We start from the raw sequence: 15900 nt of genomic DNA, 5'->3' as shown, positions 1-15900 counted from the left end.
GCCCGTGCCCTCACCAGTCGCGTCCTGACGGGCGGAGCGGAAGAACATCCCGCCCCGGACCGTTGCTTACTGGCAGTAATGGTACTTGCCGTCGTAGCCGAGATACAGGCCGGTCTGGGCATTGAACGACTTGTATTTTCCCGAGCAATACTGATACCAGGCCGGCGTCCACGGCGGGATACCGTTGTTGGTGACCGGCGCACCCGCCTGGACGGAGGCCGGAGCCTGGTTGTTGGCCGCCGCGGCGCCGAGCGCCGCCCCAGCGGCAAGGCCGAGGGCGGCAGCGGCCACCCAGGCACCATTGTTGTAGACATACCAGCCGTCGTTGGCGGGTCGCCAGTAGCGCCCACGGTAGTATCGACGCTCGCCACGCCACGCCGGCCCGCGGTAGTAGCCGCGCGGCGGGCCGCCGTAATAGCCGCGGCGGTGACCGTCGTAGTAGCCGCGCCGCGGCCCATGGTGGTAGCCGCGCCTGTACTGCACGTCCTGCACGGCCGTTTCCGGAATGGCCGGAGCCGCAACGCTGGCAAGACCGCCCGGCGCGGCACCCGCCGCCGCGATCGGCAGCGAGGTCAGCGACAGGCTGAGGGCGGTGACGAGAGCAAGAGATCGACGCATAACCATTCCTTCCCGATACGTGCGAGCCGCCACTCGGGCCGGCTCCGCCGCCGCGCCCTGGTTCGGCGGTCGGCGGCATCCGAGATGCCATCGCGCGGGCAGCCAACACGGCCGATGCACGGGCGCCTCAAGACGTTCCCCGGCTGCAATGAGGTCGCCGGAGATCAGGCCGGCCAGATACCTGTGCCCTGGCCGGCAGGACTGCTATCGGCAGTAGTGATACTTGCCGTCGTAACCGAGATAGAGTCCGGTCTGCGCATTGAACGACTTGTACTTGCCCGAACAATACTGGTACCAAGCGGGCGTCCACGGCGGGATGCCGTTCGCCGTCACCGGAGCCGCGCTCTGGATGGTTCCCTGCGGCTGCGGCTGCTGTGCCATCGCGGACCCGAGCATGGCGCCGGCGGCAAGGCCGAGCGCGCCTGCGGCGATCCAGGCACCGTCGTTGTAGACGTACCAGCCGTCGTTCGCCGGGCGCCAGTAGCGACCCTGGTAGTAGCGCCGCTCGCCGCGCCAGTTCGGATTGTAGTTGCGGCGGTTGTCATAGCGGCGGTTATCGTAGCGGCGATTGTCGTGGTAGCGATCGCGGGCATAGCGATCGCCGTCATCTCGGCGCTGCGCCCGGTCGTTGCGGCCGTCGTTGTCCCGGTTGGGGCGGTCGCGCCTCGGCTCGGCACGCGGCGGGTCAGGCTGACCACGGCTGTCGTTGGGACCCAGATAGGTCCGGCCTTCGCCCGCGTTCCACTGGCTCACGCCCTGGACCTGGATCACCGGCAGGCTCGTCGACGACAGCGCCGTCTGCACGCCGGACATGGCGGATGCCGGCGCCAGCGTGGCGCCCATCGTGCCAAAGCCGGTTGCGCCGGCCATGGCGAGTGCGAGTATCTTGTTTTTCATCATGGTCGTTTCTCCACTAGCGTAAAAACGCGATGACGCCAGCCGGGGTTCCCGAGCGGTCCAACGCAGACGCGCCGCCCCTCTTCACGCTCCGGTTTGACAGATCTCGCCTGAACCGCACATGAACGAAACATGGCGCATCTCGGGCACGCATCGCACCGCTCCCACTGCATATGGGGCGGACGCGCTGCCCAGCGGTTCAAAATGTCGGGAAGACGGCCGCCGGCTCAGACGATGTGGCGGAAAGCCGCGACGACCTGCTCGTAGACGCCCCGCTTGAAAGGCACGACGAGGTCGGGGAGCCGCTCCAGCCGCTCCCACCGCCAGGACGCGAACTCGGGCGTATGGCCGTCGGGAGGGGACAGGACGTTGATCTCGTCGTCGCGCCCCTCGAAGCGGAACGCGAACCACTTCTGCCGCTGTCCGCGGTACTTGCCCTTCCAGGCCACGCCCAGCAGCTCGCGCGGGAGATCGTAGGTGACCCAGTCCGGCGCCTCGGCGATCAGCGAGGCCGACGCGACCGAGGTTTCCTCGAAGAGCTCCCGATGCGCGGCCGCCAGCGGCTCCTCGCCGGCGTCGATGCCGCCCTGGGGCATCTGCCAGGCCATGTCGATCTGGGAATGCTCCGGGCCGCTGTGGCGCTCGCCGATGAAGACCTCGCCGCCGGCATTGAAGAGCGCGACGCCGACGCACGGCCGGTAAGGAAGGCTGCTCGGATCGACCAAAGCGGGACCTCGTCAGTCGGAGAGCTCGGGGGCCAAGGGGGGCACCCCGCCGGGAGCGGCCGCAGCTTATGCAGAGCGCAGGAGGCCTGGTCAAGCACCTCCGGCCGGAGGGCCGCTCGCCCGTTCTCGGACCGCCGAAACGAAAACGGGGCGCCCCGCAAGGCGCCCCGTCGAGTTCATACCGAGCTCGGATCGGTCAGTTCGGAACGCCCGATTCCGGGTTGGGCGGGAAGGCCGAGTTGACCTGAATGCCCCGCAACAGATCGAGCGCCGCCTTCAGCTGCTGGTCGTCCTTCACCTCGGCGGGAACGTAGGCGAAGGAACCGGATTCCTCTTCGCCGTCGGCCGCTTCGAGATGACCGCGCAGGGAGGATTCGCCCCGCGCCTTGACCTTGCCGGCGAGATCTTCCGGCAGCGGCTGATCGACCTCGATGTCGGGATCGATGCCCTTCGCCTGGATGGACCGGCCGGCCGGGGTGTAGTAGCGGGCCGTCGTCAGCCGGAGCGCACCGTTGGAACCGAGCGGGATGATGGTCTGCACCGAGCCCTTACCGAAGGAGCGGGAGCCCAGAACCGTTGCGCGGCGATGGTCCTGCAGCGCGCCCGCCACGATCTCCGAGGCTGATGCCGAGCCGCCGTTCACCAGCACGATGACCGGCTTGCCCTCGACCAGATCACCGGAGCGGGCGTTGAAGCGCTGGGTCTCGTTCTCTTCGCGGCCGCGGGTCGAAACGATCTCGCCGCGATCGAGGAAGACGTCGGACACGGCGATCGCCTGGTCGAGCAGGCCACCCGGGTTGTTGCGCAGATCGAGGACGAAGCCCTTCAGCTTGTCGGCGGGAACCTCCGCCTCCAGGCCGTCGATCGCCTCCTTCAGTCCGTCGAAGGTGCGCTCGTTGAACTGGGTGATGCGGATGTAGCCGATGTCGTCTTCGGCCCGCCATTTCACCGACTGGATCTTGATGATCTCGCGGGTGATGGTGATGTCGAAGGGCTCGTCGGTGCCGTCGCGCACGACGGTGACGGTGATGTCCGTATTCACCGGGCCGCGCATCTTCTCGACCGCTTCGGAGAGGGTCAGCCCCTTCACCGCTTCGCCGTCGAGCTGGATGATCAGGTCGCCGGCGAGGATGCCGGCCTTGGCGGCCGGGGTGTCGTCGATCGGCGTCACCACCTTGACGACCTCGTCCTCCATGGTGACCTCGATGCCGAGGCCACCGAACTCGCCGCGCGTCTGCACCTGCATGTCGCGGAAGTCTTTCGGCGGCATGTAGGACGAGTGCGGATCCAGCGACTGGAGCATGCCGTTGATGGCCGTCTCGATCAGCTTCTGGTCATCGGGCTGCTCGACGTAGTCGTTGCGCACCCGCTCGAACACGTCGCCGAACAGGTTGAGCTGTCGATAGGTGTCGGATGACGCCGCTTCGGCCACACCGGTGGGTAACCAACGTGCACCGTCCAGCGTGGCGACAGCAACGGCGCCGACCAACACGCCCACCCCGACAAGGGTAAAACGTTTCATCATCCACGAACCTCTTCGTCTGAACGCGCCGACCACCACGGGTCGGGGTCGATGGAAGATCCATCTTTTCTGAATTCTACATAGAGCACAGGTCGAGGCGATTCGATGTCCATCGTCGCCGCGCTCGCGAATCTTTTAGATCCCATCTCTCCGACCGGTTCTCCGGCGAGAACGAATTGGCCCAGTTGGACGTCGGTGCGATTCATGCCGGCCAAGAGCACATGATATCCATCGCCGACATTCAGGATCAAGAGTTGGCCGTAGCTTCTGAACGGACCAGCGTACACGATCCATCCATCGGCGGGCGCGACGATCTGGGCCTGGGGCAGCGTCTGGATGGAGATTCCCTTCGCTGCGTCGCCGGTCGCGTCGAACTCTCCATAACGGCGCAGAACCGCGCCCTGCGCCGGATAGGGCAGGCTCCCGCGGGCCTTGGCGAAGGCGATTGCCGGCGACAGCCGGCCGGCATCGCCGGCGCTGGGCTTGCGCGTCGCCTCGCTCGCGGAGCGTGCCGCATCGGCCGCCGCGCGGGCGCTCGCAACCTCGCGCTCCAGCGAATCGATGAGCTCCTGCAACGACGATGCGCGGCCGGCAAGCGCCTCCGCCTTCTGCCGCTCGGCATCGAGGGCGGCGACCTGTTCGTCCTTCTGCGCCTTCTTTTCGTTGACGAGAAGTTCAACGCGCGTGTGCTCTTCGTTAAGGGAAGCGAGGTCGCTCGCGACCGCTTCCTTCTCGCCGGCGATCTGCGCCTTCAATGTGGTGAGCGCGCTCAGATCCGCCGCCAGCGCCTCGGCTTCGACGTTCAGTTCCGGAACGACCGCCCCCAGCAGGATGGCGCTGCGGACCGCGGCGAGTGCATCCTCGGGCTGCACGGCGATCGCCGGCGGCGGCTTGGTGCCGATGCGCTGCAGCGCCGCCAGCACCTCGGCGATCACCCCGCGCCGGGCGTTGAGCGAGGCCCGGATGCCCTGTTCGTTCTCGGCAAGCCGCGCCAGCCTCGCCTCGCTGTCGGAGACGCGCCGCTCGAGCCGGGCGATCCGCTCGCCCGTCTGCACGAGATCCTCGGTGAGCGCGGCCCGGTCGCGGTCGAGGGCGGCCACCTCGTCGGCGAGTTCCTTTTCCCGTTCGGCGCTCAACTGCATCTGCTCGCGGAGCGCTTCGAGTTCCTTCTGCCGGGCCTCGATGCGGGCCGCCTCGTCGGTCTCGACGGGTTGCGCGCGTCCCGGACCGGGCGCCCCGGCAAGGCCTGCGACGGCAACCACCGCCGCGACCGCGAGGAGCAGGCCGCGCAGCCCCGGGCGTCCGCCCCGTTTCCTCAGCCTGGGCCGCCGCGCGCTCGCGGTCATGTCAGACAGGTCTCCAGCGGTTTCGGACGGACGGGCAGGCCGCCGTCATCGGATCCGAATCAGTAGGACGGCCGGCGGCGCGTGCCGCGAACCCACCCTGCCCCGCATCTGTGAACACATGGTTAGGAGGCTGTCCAGCGTCCGCGCAGCGCGCCACGATCGCGGCACGTTCAGGCGCGGTGGTACGGATGGCCGCTGAGGATGGTGGTGGCCCGGTAGATCTGCTCGCACAGCATGATGCGCGCCAGCATGTGTGGCCAGGTGGCGCGGCCGAACGCCATCACGTGGTCGGCACGACGGCGCAGGTCCGGATCGAGCCCGTCGGGCCCGCCGAGGACGCACAGCGTCTCGCCGACGCCCTCGTCCCGCCATCCGGCGATCATCTCGGCAAACGCCACGCTGTCGGTGTCGCGTCCGCGCTCGTCGAGGGCGATGATGCGGGAGCGATCGGAGAGGCCCCGGACGAGCGCCTTGGCTTCCGCGTCGCGCCGGCCCTCGACGCCGGACAGCTGGGATTCGGGCACCTCGCGGATATCCGCGATCTCGAGCCCGATCTGGCCGCCGACGCGCTTCGCGCGGTCCACATAACGCGCAACGAGGTCCTGCTCCGGCCCACTCTTGAGCCGGCCGACCGCAACGATACCGATCCGCATCACGCCTTGCGCGGTGCCTCAACTCTGGGGCCGGCCATCCGGAGCGGATTCGCGGCAAGCCGGAACCCGACCGGCTTTCAGCCGACCATATGCACGTTCGCCGACTGGTCCGCCAACAACATCTTCTCGATGTTGTAGAAGTCGCGGACCTCCGGACGGAACAGGTGGACGATGACGTCTCCCGTGTCGATCAGCACCCAGTCGCAGGTGCTCATGCCTTCGACCCGGGGCGTTCCCACACCACCGTCCTTCAAATCGCGGAGCAGCCGATCGGCGACCGCGCCAACGTGGCGATGGGAGCGGCCGGAAGCCACCACCATGTGGTCGGCGAGCGGAGTCTTGCCCGTCACGTCGATGGGAACAATGTCCTCGGCCTTGGAGTCGTCGAGACTCTCCAGGACGATGCGAAGCGCTTCTTCCGACATATCGCCCGGAGAAACGCTGCCTTCGTGAGGCTCACGAACGAGAGTCGCGCCCTCTGCCTCAAATGTCATGGTCGACTGTGTGTCCTTTCGTCATGCCGCGCTCGCGCGACCGTTCGACCACCGCTTGAACCCATCCACGGCCGAATGATCCGGACCGGGTGCCCAAGCGTCGTGTCGGCACCCCTTTGCGCGCAGCCGTAACGGCCCGCCGGGGAATGCCAAGCATCTCAAGGATGCCATGGACGGCGAATCCGCCGCCACAACAAAAGATAGGGGTGTCGAAGTGACACTTTCAAGACGTGGATCAGCGCCGCCCGTTTCGCATTGCGGTCGACGACGTCGGATCGAGCCGCCCGTGCAGGAAGGTCCAGGCCGGCGGCAGCGCGCCGGGGAGCGCGGCCGCCTGGGTTTCGGGCAGCCGCGCGCGGGCAAAAGCCCTGGCCGCCGGCGACGACATCACCGACATGGAGGCGCCCGGCCGGTCCACCACCGCCACCGGAACCAGCTGCATGATCTCGCGCCACTTCTGCCAGCGATGCAGGGTCGCCAGGTTGTCGGCCCCCATCAGCCACACGAACTTCACCGTCGGGAACCGCCGGCACATGAAGGCGATGGTGTCGGCCGTATACCGGAAGTTGTAGTTCGCCTCGAAAGCGGTGACCACCATGCGCGGGTGGTCGGCGTACTGGCGGGTGAGCGCCACGCGCTCGTCGAGGCTGCCCAGGCCGTCATGGGACTTCAGCGGATTGCCGGGCGTGACCAGCCACCAGACCTGATCGACCGCCAGGCGCGACAGCCCGGTGAGCGCCACGTGGCGGTGCCCCTTGTGGGGCGGATTGAACGTGCCGCCGAACAGCGCGATGCGCTGACCGATCCCGACCGACGGGATGCGCAGGTAGTCGGGGCGGCTCCCGTCGTTCGAAAGGCTGTCGCTCATGGGCGGGTTTGCCCGGATCCGTGGACCCGGTACTTGAAGCTGGTCAGTTGCTCCACGCCGACCGGACCGCGCGCGTGGAAGCGGCCGGTGGCGATGCCGATCTCCGCGCCCATCCCGAACTCGCCGCCGTCGGCGAACTGGGTGGAGGCGTTGTGCACGACGATGGCGGAATCGACGGTCGACAGGAACGTCGCCGCCGCCGTCTCGTCGGCCGTCACGATGGCGTCGGTGTGGTGCGAGCCGTAGCGCGCGATGTGCGCGATGGCCGCATCGAGGCCGTCGACCACCTTCACCGACAGGATCGCGTCGAGATATTCGGTCGCCCAGTCGGCCTCGCTCGCAGCTTCGGAGCCGGGAACGCGCGCCATCACCGTCTCGTCGCCCCGGATGAGGCATCCCGCATCGCGCACCGCCGTCACGATCGGCACCAGGTGGGTGTCCACCACGGCGCGGTCGATCAGCAGCGTTTCCATCGCCCCGCAGATGCCGGTGCGCCGCATCTTGGCGTTCACCGCGATCGTCCGCGCCATGTCGAGATCGGCCGCGGAATGGACGTAGACGTGGCAGATGCCTTCAAGGTGCGCGAACACCGGCACGCGCGCGTCCGCCTGGACGCGCTCGACCAGGCTCTTGCCGCCGCGTGGCACGATGACGTCGATGGTGCCGTCGAGGCCGGTCAGCATCAGGCCGACGGCCGCGCGATCGCGCGTCGGCACGATCTGGATCGCATCGGCCGGCAGTCCGGCCGCTTCCAGCCCGGCCACCAGCGCGCGGTGGATCGCGGCGGCGCTGCGGCGCGTGTCGGAGCCGCCGCGCAGGATCGCCGCATTGCCCGCCTTGAGGCACAGCACGCCGGCGTCGGAGGTCACGTTCGGACGGCTTTCGTAGATGATGCCGACGACGCCCAGCGGCGTGCGGACGCGTTCGATCTCCAGGCCGTTCGGCCGGCGCCAGTCGGCGATGATCTGGCCCACTGGATCGTCCAGGGCGGCGACCGCCTCGATCGATGCGGCGATCCCTTCGATCCGGGCGGCGCTCAGCGTGCCGCGATCGATCAGGGCCGCCGGGGCGCCGGAGGCCGACATCGCGGCCACGTCTGCCGCGTTCGCTGCCAGGATCGCGTCGGTGTCGGCACGCACCGCCTTCGCCATCTCGACGAGCGCGCGGGTCTTCTGCTCCGCCGGCGCGGTTGCAAGCACGTCGGCGGCCGCGCGGGCCCGCCGTCCGATCGCGCGCATTGTCTCTTCGACGCTCTCGCCGTCGTGCGCGAGGTCCGCAACGCTTGCAGCCGTTGTCAGCATACCCCTACTCCCTTGCCGACGCTTCGGGTGGCCGCCTGCAGCACCAGATCGTCGCGATGTATCATGGCGGTGCGCCCCCGATACCCCAAAATGCCTTCGATCGCCCGGCTATTCTTTCCCGCGATCCGCACCGCATCGATGGAATCGTAGGCGATCAGGCCGCGGCCGAGCTCCTGGCCGGCGCGGTCCAGGATGCGCACCGCGTCGCCACGGTCGAATTTTCCGTCGACCGACGCAACCCCGGCGGGCAGCAGGCTCTTGCCGGCGGCGAGCGCCCGCACCGCACCGTCGTCGATGACGATCGTGCCGAGCGTCTCCAGCTTGCCGGCGATCCAGGTCTTGCGGGCGGCCGCCGGTTCGGCGTGCGCCAGGAACCACGTCGCCCGGCCGGTGGCGTCGATGGCGCCGATCGGATGGTCGCGGCGTCCCGACGCGATGACCATCGCGGTGCCCGATTCGGTGGCGATCCGGCCGGCCTCGATCTTGGTGCGCATGCCGCCGCGCGACAGCTCCGACCCGGCGGCCCCCGCCATCATCTCGATCTCCGGCGTGATCCGCTCGACGACGGGAATGAGCGTGGCTGTCGGATCCAGCGCCGGCGGCGCGGTGTACAGGCCTTCCACGTCCGACAGCAGGATCAGGCAGTCGGCGCTCGCCATGGTCGCCACCCGGGCGGCCAGACGGTCGTTGTCGCCGTAGCGGATCTCGCTGGTCGCCACCGTGTCGTTCTCGTTGATGACCGGGACCGCGCCCTTGCCGAGCAGCGTCTCGATGGTCGAGCGGGCGTTCAGATAGCGGCGGCGCTCCTCGGTGTCGCCCAGCGTCAGCAGCACCTGCGCCGCGGTCAGGCCCCGCGCGCCGAGAAACTCCGACCAGGCCCGGGCCAGCGCGATCTGGCCGACCGCGGCCGCCGCCTGGCTCTCCTCCAGCTTCAGCGCGCCGCGCGGCATGCCCAGCACGCCGCGCCCCAGCGCGATGGCGCCCGACGACACGACGATGACGTCCGCCCCGCCCTGCGACAGCTGGGCCAGGTCGTCGACGAGGCTGGCGAGCCAGCCGCTCTTCACCGTGCCCGTCGCCGAATCCACCAGCAGCGACGAGCCGATCTTCACCACCACCCGGCGGCAGTCGGCGATGCGCGCAGTCATGGCCGCCATTCCGGGGGCTCGGTGTTGAGGGCCGCGGCCTCCGCCTCGAGGTCGCGGTCGATGGTCTTCAGGAGGGCGATCACCACCTCGTCGACCCCCTCCCCCGTCGGCGCCGAGACGAGGAACGGCACCTTGCCGCATTCCCGGCCGAGCGCCTGCGCCTTGTCGCGGCGCTCCTCCTCCGACAGCGCGTCGACCTTGGTCAGCGCGACGATCTCGTCCTTGTCCTCCAGGCCGTTGCCGTAGGCCACCAGCTCGCCACGCACCGTGCGATAGGATGCGGCGACGTCCTCCTCGGTGCCGTCGACCAGATGCAGCAGCACGCGGCAGCGCTCGACGTGGCCGAGGAAGCGGTCGCCGATGCCCGCCCCTTCGTGGGCCCCTTCGATGAGACCCGGGATGTCGGCGAGCACGAACCGGCGCGTGTCCACCGAGACGACGCCGAGGCCCGGATGCAGCGTGGTGAACGGGTAGTCGGCGACCTTCGGCCGGGCGGCCGAGACGCGCGACAGGAAGGTCGACTTGCCGGCGTTGGGAAGGCCGACGAGGCCCGCGTCGGCGATCAGCTTGAGGCGCAGCCAGATCCAGCGCTCCTGGCCTTCCAGGCCCGGATTGGCCCGGCGCGGCGCCTGGTTGATCGACGACTTGAAGCGGGCGTTGCCGAAGCCGCCGTTGCCGCCCTTGGCCAGGCAGATCCGGTCGCCGGCCTTGGCGAGGTCGGCGATCACCGTCTCGTTGTCCTCCTCCAGCACCACGGTGCCGACCGGCACCTTGAGCACGGCGTCGTCGCCGCTCGCGCCGGTGCGGTTGCGGCCCATGCCGTGAATGCCGGGACGTGCCTTGAAATGCTGCTGGTAGCGGTAGTCGATGAGCGTGTTGAGGCCGTCCATGGCCTCCACCCAGACGTCGCCGCCGCGGCCGCCGTCGCCCCCGTCCGGTCCGCCGAACTCGACGAACTTCTCGTGATGGAACGAGACCGAGCCCGCCCCGCCGTCGCCGGAGCGGACATAGACCTTGGCCTGGTCGAGAAACTTCACGGGCCGCCTCACCTCCCGACCGCGCTTCCGGCGGCCGGGCCTTTCTCAGCTGCGCCGACGGCCATTGCCGTCGCGCGCGGAACTCCAATGACGCCGCATGGCCGAACCCGGTCTCATGCGTGCGCCCATGTCTTCAACGAGTACCAGGTCTTGCGGTCAAGACCGTAGCGCTCGATGGGCACCGAACCGCCGACGGCGATGCTGTGCATCAGACCGTGTCCGCACGGCTGGAACCCGCACTTCTCGATCACCCGCCGCGACCCAGGGTTGGTCACCCGGCAGGAGGCCTCGATGGCGTCGAGGCCGAGGGTCTCGAACCCGAAGTCGACCACCGCATGGGCCGCTTCGGTCGCGATTCCGTCGCCCCAGTGCGCCCGCCCGATCCAGCATCCGAGATCGCCGAGCCCCTCCAGGGGGAACGACAGCCCGACCACGCCGAGGATGCACGGGTCGTCCTCCCGGGGGCAGATTCTGAGGGCCCGTTCGTTGGGCCCGTGCCCGGCGAGCCAGCCCGCGACGGACTCCGTCGTCAGCGGGAACGGCACGCGCGAGGTGTTCTTGGCAATCTCGAAGTCGTTGCCCAGCTCGGCGATGGCGGCGATGTCGGCCTTGCCGATGGCAGCCAGGACGAAGCGGGAGGTCAACAGGGGAAGGTGATCAGACCAAGCATCGACACGGATATCCATCGGGCGCGCTCGCGTTGAAACGACAAAGGGGAGGCGGTCGTCCCGTCTCCCCTTCGCGTCAACTTTGCCTCGAGCGCCGGGTCACGGGACACCGGCGCGAGGGTCGCCCTCGAGCCGGCCTAGCTGGTGGTCTCCATAGCCGGAGCCGGGACCACGTTCACGGTGGTGCGACCGCCGGCAATGGACTGGAACTTCACCTGGCCTTCGACGAGCGCGAAGATGGTATGGTCCTTGCCCATGCCGACGTTCGTGCCCGGATGCCATTTCGTGCCGCGCTGGCGGATGATGATGTTGCCCGGAATCACGACTTCGCCGCCGTACTTCTTGACGCCGAGACGACGACCAGCGGTATCGCGACCGTTGCGGGAGGAACCGCCTGCCTTTTTATGAGCCATGACTTAGACCTTCTCTCTAATCCTGCCCGGCGTGCGCCGGAGCCTCGCAGACCTGCGCGCGCTGACTTACGCGGCGGCGCCGAGGCTGATGTCGGTGATGCGGACCGTCGTGAACGCCTGACGGTGGCCGTTGCGGCGGCGGGAGCTCTTCCGGCGGCGCTTCTTGAAGATGATGATCTTCCGCGTGCGCTTCTGGTCGACGATCTCGCCGGCGACGGTGGCGCCCTCGATCAGCGGCGCCCCGACGGTCAGCCCGTCGTCGCCGGAGACCATCAGCACGCTGTCGAAGGTGAGCGTCGCGCCGGCTTCGCCGTCGAGCTTCTCAACCTGGATTCGGTCGCCGGCGGCGACCTTGTACTGCTTCCCGCCGGTCTTGATCACTGCAAACATCGTCGTTCGACCAGTTCTTCTAAAAATCTGTGTTGTCGAAAACGCGCCGCTCCCGAGAGAGGCGGCAGCTCGAAAGGCCGGTCCCGATCGTCTGGCCGCCCGCATCCGCGGCGCCTGATGAAGGGGACGAGCCCCACCAATCCGAAACCTTTGCCGAAGGCCGTGCAATATAGCCGTAGCCTGCGCCCTGTCAACGCGGGATCGGCCTGAATTGTGGGGCATCACAACAGTGGTGCCGCGGGCGCTCCATGCAAGAGCCCGCCGCGGCCACGGCTCCTTCCCATACGCCAGGAACGCGCCGACCGCCAGCCTTCTCCCGCCTATATGCGGGGGTGGGCAAAAAACACGCCGATGGCGCACCGGATGCCCTTGTCGGCTGCAGGGTCAATGGCTATGGTCCGCGGCCGCTGGACGACCGAGTCAGTGCGTGCTTCGCGGAGAGGTGCCGGAGTGGTCGAACGGGGCGGTCTCGAAAACCGTTGAGCGCGCAAGCGTTCCGAGGGTTCGAATCCCTCCCTCTCCGCCATTACCCATTTTCAGACGACCTCACGACATCCCAAAACACGCTTATAATCAGCCATCTTGTTGACTTCTGCGTCTCATTTGCCTTCTATTGCCCCCTGCCAATCTCGGTCGTTTCCCGGGTATTTTCCGGGTATCAGTATCGCAGGACCGGGTATCCGATATCCGGAGGTGCGGGATGCCGATCAACAAGCTCACGGACGTCCAGGTCCGGCGCGCAAAGCCGCGCGAGCGGCCTTTCCGTCTGACCGATGGTGGTGGTCTCCACCTCTATGTCACCGAAACGGGCAGCAAGCTCTGGCGCATGCGCTACGAGTATGCCGGCAAGGAGAAGCTGCTCTCCTTCGGCGCGTATCCGAAGGTCGCTCTGGAAGAGGCGCGTAGATACCGTGCGACGGCGAAAGAAGCCCTCGATCAGGGCCGAGATCCCTCGGTCGTGAAGAAGCAGCGGCGGTTCGCCTTCGTCGCCGACAGCGCCAATACATTCGAGGCGATCGCACGTGAATGGTACGACCTCCAGAAGCCAACGTGGGTTTCCCGCCACGCCGACGACGTGCTGCACAGCCTTGAGCGGGATGTGTTTCCGATCCTGGCCACGACGCCGATCAAGGAGATCACCCCGGCAATGGTGCTCGGTGTCCTGAGGGAGATCGAGAACCGGCCAGCGATTGAGACAGCGCATCGGGTTCGTCAACGCATGTCGGCCGTCTTCGTCTATGCGATCGCCTCGGGTCGGGCCGAGCTGGATCCCGCCGCCATGGTGCAGAAGGCGTTGGCACCGATTCGTCGGGGCCGCCAACCGGCCGTGACCGATCTCAATGAGGCCCGCGAGGTCCTGAGGAAGGCCGAGGCCGTGCCGGCTCACCCGGTCACGAAGCTTGCCCTGCGGTTCCTAGCGCTCACAGTCGTAAGGCCGGGCACGCTCATCACTGCACCGTGGAACGAGTTCGCCGAACTTGATGAGACCGAGCCGGTCTGGCACATCCCGGCAGCCCGAATGAAGCTGCGCGCCCATCTCAAAGATGACGATCGGCGGGATCATCTGGTTCCCCTGCCCCGCCAGGCCGTTGAGGTGATCGACGCGTTGAGGCCCCTGACTGGCCGAGGACCGCTGGTGTTCCCGAACACGCGCCACGCCCATCGGCCACTCAGCGAAAACGCGATCGGATATTTGTTGAACCGGGCCGGCTACCATCACCGCCATGTGCCGCACGGCTGGCGGGCGACGTTCTCGACGATCATGAACGAGCGCTATCCGGCCGACACGCGGATCGTCGACCTGATGCTGGCGCATGCCCCGAAGGACAAGATCGAGGCCGCTTACAACCGCGCGGCCTATCTGACGCGACGGCGAGAGCTCGCGGTGGCGTGGGCGGACCTTCTGCTCGTCGATCAAGCGCCGCTCGAGCAGATCGTACGCCTGCCTCGTCGTTGACCTGCCTCTACGTCGTCGTTGGCAGCTCATCGATCCAGGCTTCGACCTCGGAGAGACGCCAGGCGACGGCGTTGGGCCCGAGCGATCGGGGGCGCGGGAAGCTTCCGTCGGCGACCCGCCGGTAGAGGGTGGAGCGGCTGAGTCCTGTCAGTTGGACGACCTCCTTCAGGCGCAGGAGGCGGTCGCAGGCCGAAACGTGCTCGGTCGTCATGGCGCTATCCCTCCCGCTTCCTTTTCCAGACGAGTGTGGCCTTGGCGCTGTCCTCCGACGGCAGGAGTGCCGCGGTGATGGGCCCCGGCAGACCGGGATCGTCGAGGCGAACGGCGAGGAACTCCCACGGCGTCTCGCCGCCCGTTCGCCTGCGCCAGGCGGCGCCGACCTCGGAGCGACCGACGAGGACGCGGAAGTCTGGTGAGCGATCACCGTCCTGATTGTCGTTTCGGACGAGGCGAAGCTTGGCCTCCAGGGTGAGGGTGCGGATGGTTCCGGACCATCCGCCCTCGCGGGTGGACGTGAAGGTGCCGATGACGGCCAACCGCCCGGCCCTGAGCGTCTGTCGGAACGCATCCCGGTCTCGCGCCGCGACCAGCCCGGCGTCGTCCGCACCGCGAAGCAGATTGCGGTCGAGCCTGGTGAAGCGTTCCTGCTCAACCTCCCGGCGCAGGCGGGTCTCGATCTCCAGGTCGGTGCGCGGTCCAAGGTCGAGGGTGACGAGCTCGGCTGCCCGCTCGCGCAGACCTTTGGTCAGATACTCTCGCGCGATGATGAGATTCCTCCCCTGCTCGTCCTTGCCACGGACAATGACATGGCTGTGGGGGTGGCCGGTGTTGAAGTGATCGACAGCCACCCAGTCGAGGCCGGTGCCGAGATCCTGCTCCATCTGTGCCATCAGCCGGCGCGTCAGCGGCTTCAAATCGTCGTAGTCGGCGCCGTCCTCCGGCGCGACGATGAAGCGGAACTGATGGCGATCGCCACCTGCCCGATCGAGGAAGGTCTTGCCGTCGGCGCGGTCGCGTTCGGCGTCGTAGAGCTCACCCGGCTCTCCCTCGCGGGTGACACCGTCGCGCTGGATGTAGCGGAGATGGGCGCGGGCGCCGTGCACCCCGGTGCCGGTGAGCTTGACGATGCGCGCCTTGACGACGACGCGGCGGGCCCGGAAGGCGGCATGGCGATCCCGCGCGGCCAGCATGCGACCGATGCCGGCACCCCGGCCGATCCGGCGTCCCGAGAAGGACGGTCCATGGTCCCCGCGCTTCCCCACGCCGCCGGCGAGCGCCGTTGCCCGCAAGACCTGGTGCAGATAGGCCCGGTCTCGTGTGGAGCCGGTCGCGTGGATCCGGCCGGGCTTCGGGCGCAGATCGTCGTCGCGCGCCATTCTGACCTCCTCAAATAGCCTACGGACTGCCGCAACCAGAGGCGCCGAGGCCAAGCGGCGCAAGAGCCTCCATCACGGTGAGGCGGATCAGGTACTTGGCCGGGTCTGTCTCGCGGGCAATCGGCCGCATCTCCCTAAAAGAAGATGTGCAGACAACGGCTTGGCTCGCGTCGGGAGACGGAGCTTTTATCTTGCCCTCCTAATCGGTCGTGTTTCTGCTGCTCTTTTCGCCATCGTCGTTTCTCCTTGTGGCTACGAAGATATACTACGCTGGCCTCTCTGGCACGCTGTCGCTGACGGGGTTCGAGTTCCGATGCGCCTTGCACTCCTCCGCGCTCATCGACGGGGTGTCCCGGCTGCACGGTGGCAGCGCTCGAACCATCGCGGCGCACTTTTCCATCGGACTGACGGAGCATCGTCACAGGCACTCGAGCGCGGTCCGGCCGTCTGTCGATCGGCGCAGCCGCAGGCAAGATATCGTGCGTTC

General features: G+C 67.9%; 17 protein-coding genes and 1 tRNA gene. 2 read left to right on the top strand and 16 right to left on the bottom strand.

Annotated elements, in window-relative coordinates; all coding sequences use genetic code 11:
• Positions 1–66: 66 nt before the first annotated feature.
• The 14 genes from ACSSVZ_RS25630 to rplU form a co-directional block, all read right to left on the bottom strand.
• Positions 67–618, bottom strand: coding sequence for a BA14K family protein (locus ACSSVZ_RS25630; protein WP_453973675.1), 552 nt, complete (start codon positions 616–618; stop codon positions 67–69).
• A gap of 204 nt (positions 619–822) precedes the next feature.
• Complete coding sequence (locus tag ACSSVZ_RS25625) at positions 823–1518, bottom strand: BA14K family protein (RefSeq protein ID WP_453973673.1); 696 nt, start codon at positions 1516–1518, stop codon at positions 823–825.
• Positions 1519–1742: 224 nt separating this feature from the next.
• Complete coding sequence (locus ACSSVZ_RS25620) at positions 1743–2240, bottom strand: RNA pyrophosphohydrolase (protein ID WP_453973672.1); 498 nt, start codon at positions 2238–2240, stop codon at positions 1743–1745.
• Between the two features lie 196 nt (positions 2241–2436).
• The gene (locus ACSSVZ_RS25615; RefSeq protein WP_453973670.1) at positions 2437–3765 is read right to left on the bottom strand and encodes a S41 family peptidase; all 1329 of its coding nucleotides are present in this window, start codon (positions 3763–3765) and stop codon (positions 2437–2439) included.
• Positions 3762–5108, bottom strand: a complete 1347-nt coding sequence (locus ACSSVZ_RS25610) for a murein hydrolase activator EnvC family protein (protein ID WP_453973668.1) — start codon at positions 5106–5108, stop codon at positions 3762–3764. The genes ACSSVZ_RS25615 and ACSSVZ_RS25610 overlap by 4 nt, the downstream gene beginning before the upstream one ends.
• A gap of 170 nt (positions 5109–5278) precedes the next feature.
• On the bottom strand, positions 5279–5761 hold the full coding sequence (rlmH, locus tag ACSSVZ_RS25605) for a 23S rRNA (pseudouridine(1915)-N(3))-methyltransferase RlmH (protein WP_453973667.1): 483 nt from the start codon (positions 5759–5761) through the stop codon (positions 5279–5281).
• A gap of 77 nt (positions 5762–5838) precedes the next feature.
• The gene (gene rsfS / locus ACSSVZ_RS25600; RefSeq protein WP_453973665.1) at positions 5839–6255 is read right to left on the bottom strand and encodes a ribosome silencing factor; all 417 of its coding nucleotides are present in this window, start codon (positions 6253–6255) and stop codon (positions 5839–5841) included.
• Between the two features lie 235 nt (positions 6256–6490).
• Positions 6491–7123 (bottom strand): nicotinate-nucleotide adenylyltransferase, encoded by a 633-nt coding sequence (locus ACSSVZ_RS25595; protein WP_453973664.1) that lies wholly within the window; start codon positions 7121–7123, stop codon positions 6491–6493.
• The gene (locus ACSSVZ_RS25590; RefSeq protein WP_453973663.1) at positions 7120–8424 is read right to left on the bottom strand and encodes a glutamate-5-semialdehyde dehydrogenase; all 1305 of its coding nucleotides are present in this window, start codon (positions 8422–8424) and stop codon (positions 7120–7122) included. Before ACSSVZ_RS25590 ends, ACSSVZ_RS25595 begins: the two co-directional genes overlap by 4 nt.
• Complete coding sequence (gene proB, locus ACSSVZ_RS25585; protein WP_453973698.1) at positions 8418–9572, bottom strand: glutamate 5-kinase; 1155 nt, start codon at positions 9570–9572, stop codon at positions 8418–8420. The genes ACSSVZ_RS25590 and proB overlap by 7 nt, the downstream gene beginning before the upstream one ends.
• Positions 9569–10609 (bottom strand): GTPase ObgE, encoded by a 1041-nt coding sequence (gene obgE / locus ACSSVZ_RS25580; protein WP_453973662.1) that lies wholly within the window; start codon positions 10607–10609, stop codon positions 9569–9571. The genes proB and obgE overlap by 4 nt, the downstream gene beginning before the upstream one ends.
• Before the next feature lie 113 nt (positions 10610–10722).
• Positions 10723–11295 (bottom strand): GNAT family N-acetyltransferase, encoded by a 573-nt coding sequence (locus ACSSVZ_RS25575; RefSeq protein WP_453973661.1) that lies wholly within the window; start codon positions 11293–11295, stop codon positions 10723–10725.
• 119 nt (positions 11296–11414) lie between these two features.
• Positions 11415–11690: a 50S ribosomal protein L27 gene (gene rpmA, locus ACSSVZ_RS25570; RefSeq protein WP_453973659.1), complete on the bottom strand. Its 276-nt coding sequence runs from the start codon at positions 11688–11690 to the stop codon at positions 11415–11417.
• Positions 11691–11756: 66 nt separating this feature from the next.
• Positions 11757–12080 carry a 50S ribosomal protein L21 gene (rplU, locus tag ACSSVZ_RS25565; RefSeq protein ID WP_453958866.1) on the bottom strand — a complete coding sequence of 108 codons (324 nt, stop codon included), beginning with the start codon at positions 12078–12080 and terminating at the stop codon, positions 11757–11759.
• Positions 12081–12516: 436 nt separating this feature from the next.
• On the opposite strand from rplU, the gene ACSSVZ_RS25560 reads away from it, so the two are divergent.
• Both ACSSVZ_RS25560 and ACSSVZ_RS25555 read left to right on the top strand, forming a co-directional pair.
• Positions 12517–12606 (top strand) — tRNA-Ser (locus ACSSVZ_RS25560).
• Positions 12607–12780: 174 nt separating this feature from the next.
• The gene (locus tag ACSSVZ_RS25555) at positions 12781–14037 is read left to right on the top strand and encodes a tyrosine-type recombinase/integrase (RefSeq protein ID WP_453973657.1); all 1257 of its coding nucleotides are present in this window, start codon (positions 12781–12783) and stop codon (positions 14035–14037) included.
• 7 nt (positions 14038–14044) lie between these two features.
• On the opposite strand, the gene ACSSVZ_RS25550 is transcribed toward ACSSVZ_RS25555, so the two are convergent.
• Both ACSSVZ_RS25550 and ACSSVZ_RS25545 read right to left on the bottom strand, forming a co-directional pair.
• Positions 14045–14248, bottom strand: coding sequence for a helix-turn-helix transcriptional regulator (locus tag ACSSVZ_RS25550; protein ID WP_453973655.1), 204 nt, complete (start codon positions 14246–14248; stop codon positions 14045–14047).
• Positions 14249–14252: 4 nt separating this feature from the next.
• Positions 14253–15413 carry a DUF736 family protein gene (locus ACSSVZ_RS25545; RefSeq protein ID WP_453973654.1) on the bottom strand — a complete coding sequence of 387 codons (1161 nt, stop codon included), beginning with the start codon at positions 15411–15413 and terminating at the stop codon, positions 14253–14255.
• Positions 15414–15900: the final 487 nt, after the last annotated feature.

The sequence above is a fragment of the Amorphus sp. MBR-141 genome (assembly GCF_053628695.1).
Note: the sequence above shows the minus strand (reverse complement) of the source record. Positions and strands in the feature narration are given on the sequence as shown.

Bases quoted from the DNA above. Each gene is read 5' to 3' on its own strand.
- ACSSVZ_RS25555 (WP_453973657.1), top strand. From the start codon at position 12,781: ATGCCGATCAACAAGCTCACGGACGTCCAGGTCCGGCGCGCAAAGCCG.
- proB (WP_453973698.1), bottom strand. From the start codon at position 9,572: ATGACTGCGCGCATCGCCGACTGCCGCCGGGTGGTGGTGAAGATCGGC.
- rplU (WP_453958866.1), bottom strand. From the start codon at position 12,080: ATGTTTGCAGTGATCAAGACCGGCGGGAAGCAGTACAAGGTCGCCGCC.
- rsfS (WP_453973665.1), bottom strand. From the start codon at position 6,255: ATGACATTTGAGGCAGAGGGCGCGACTCTCGTTCGTGAGCCTCACGAA.
- ACSSVZ_RS25595 (WP_453973664.1), bottom strand. From the start codon at position 7,123: ATGAGCGACAGCCTTTCGAACGACGGGAGCCGCCCCGACTACCTGCGC.
- rlmH (WP_453973667.1), bottom strand. From the start codon at position 5,761: ATGCGGATCGGTATCGTTGCGGTCGGCCGGCTCAAGAGTGGGCCGGAG.
- ACSSVZ_RS25625 (WP_453973673.1), bottom strand. From the start codon at position 1,518: ATGATGAAAAACAAGATACTCGCACTCGCCATGGCCGGCGCAACCGGC.
- ACSSVZ_RS25590 (WP_453973663.1), bottom strand. From the start codon at position 8,424: ATGCTGACAACGGCTGCAAGCGTTGCGGACCTCGCGCACGACGGCGAG.
- ACSSVZ_RS25550 (WP_453973655.1), bottom strand. From the start codon at position 14,248: ATGACGACCGAGCACGTTTCGGCCTGCGACCGCCTCCTGCGCCTGAAG.
- ACSSVZ_RS25545 (WP_453973654.1), bottom strand. From the start codon at position 15,413: ATGGCGCGCGACGACGATCTGCGCCCGAAGCCCGGCCGGATCCACGCG.
- ACSSVZ_RS25575 (WP_453973661.1), bottom strand. From the start codon at position 11,295: ATGGATATCCGTGTCGATGCTTGGTCTGATCACCTTCCCCTGTTGACC.
- rpmA (WP_453973659.1), bottom strand. From the start codon at position 11,690: ATGGCTCATAAAAAGGCAGGCGGTTCCTCCCGCAACGGTCGCGATACC.
- ACSSVZ_RS25610 (WP_453973668.1), bottom strand. From the start codon at position 5,108: ATGACCGCGAGCGCGCGGCGGCCCAGGCTGAGGAAACGGGGCGGACGC.
- ACSSVZ_RS25615 (WP_453973670.1), bottom strand. From the start codon at position 3,765: ATGATGAAACGTTTTACCCTTGTCGGGGTGGGCGTGTTGGTCGGCGCC.
- ACSSVZ_RS25630 (WP_453973675.1), bottom strand. From the start codon at position 618: ATGCGTCGATCTCTTGCTCTCGTCACCGCCCTCAGCCTGTCGCTGACC.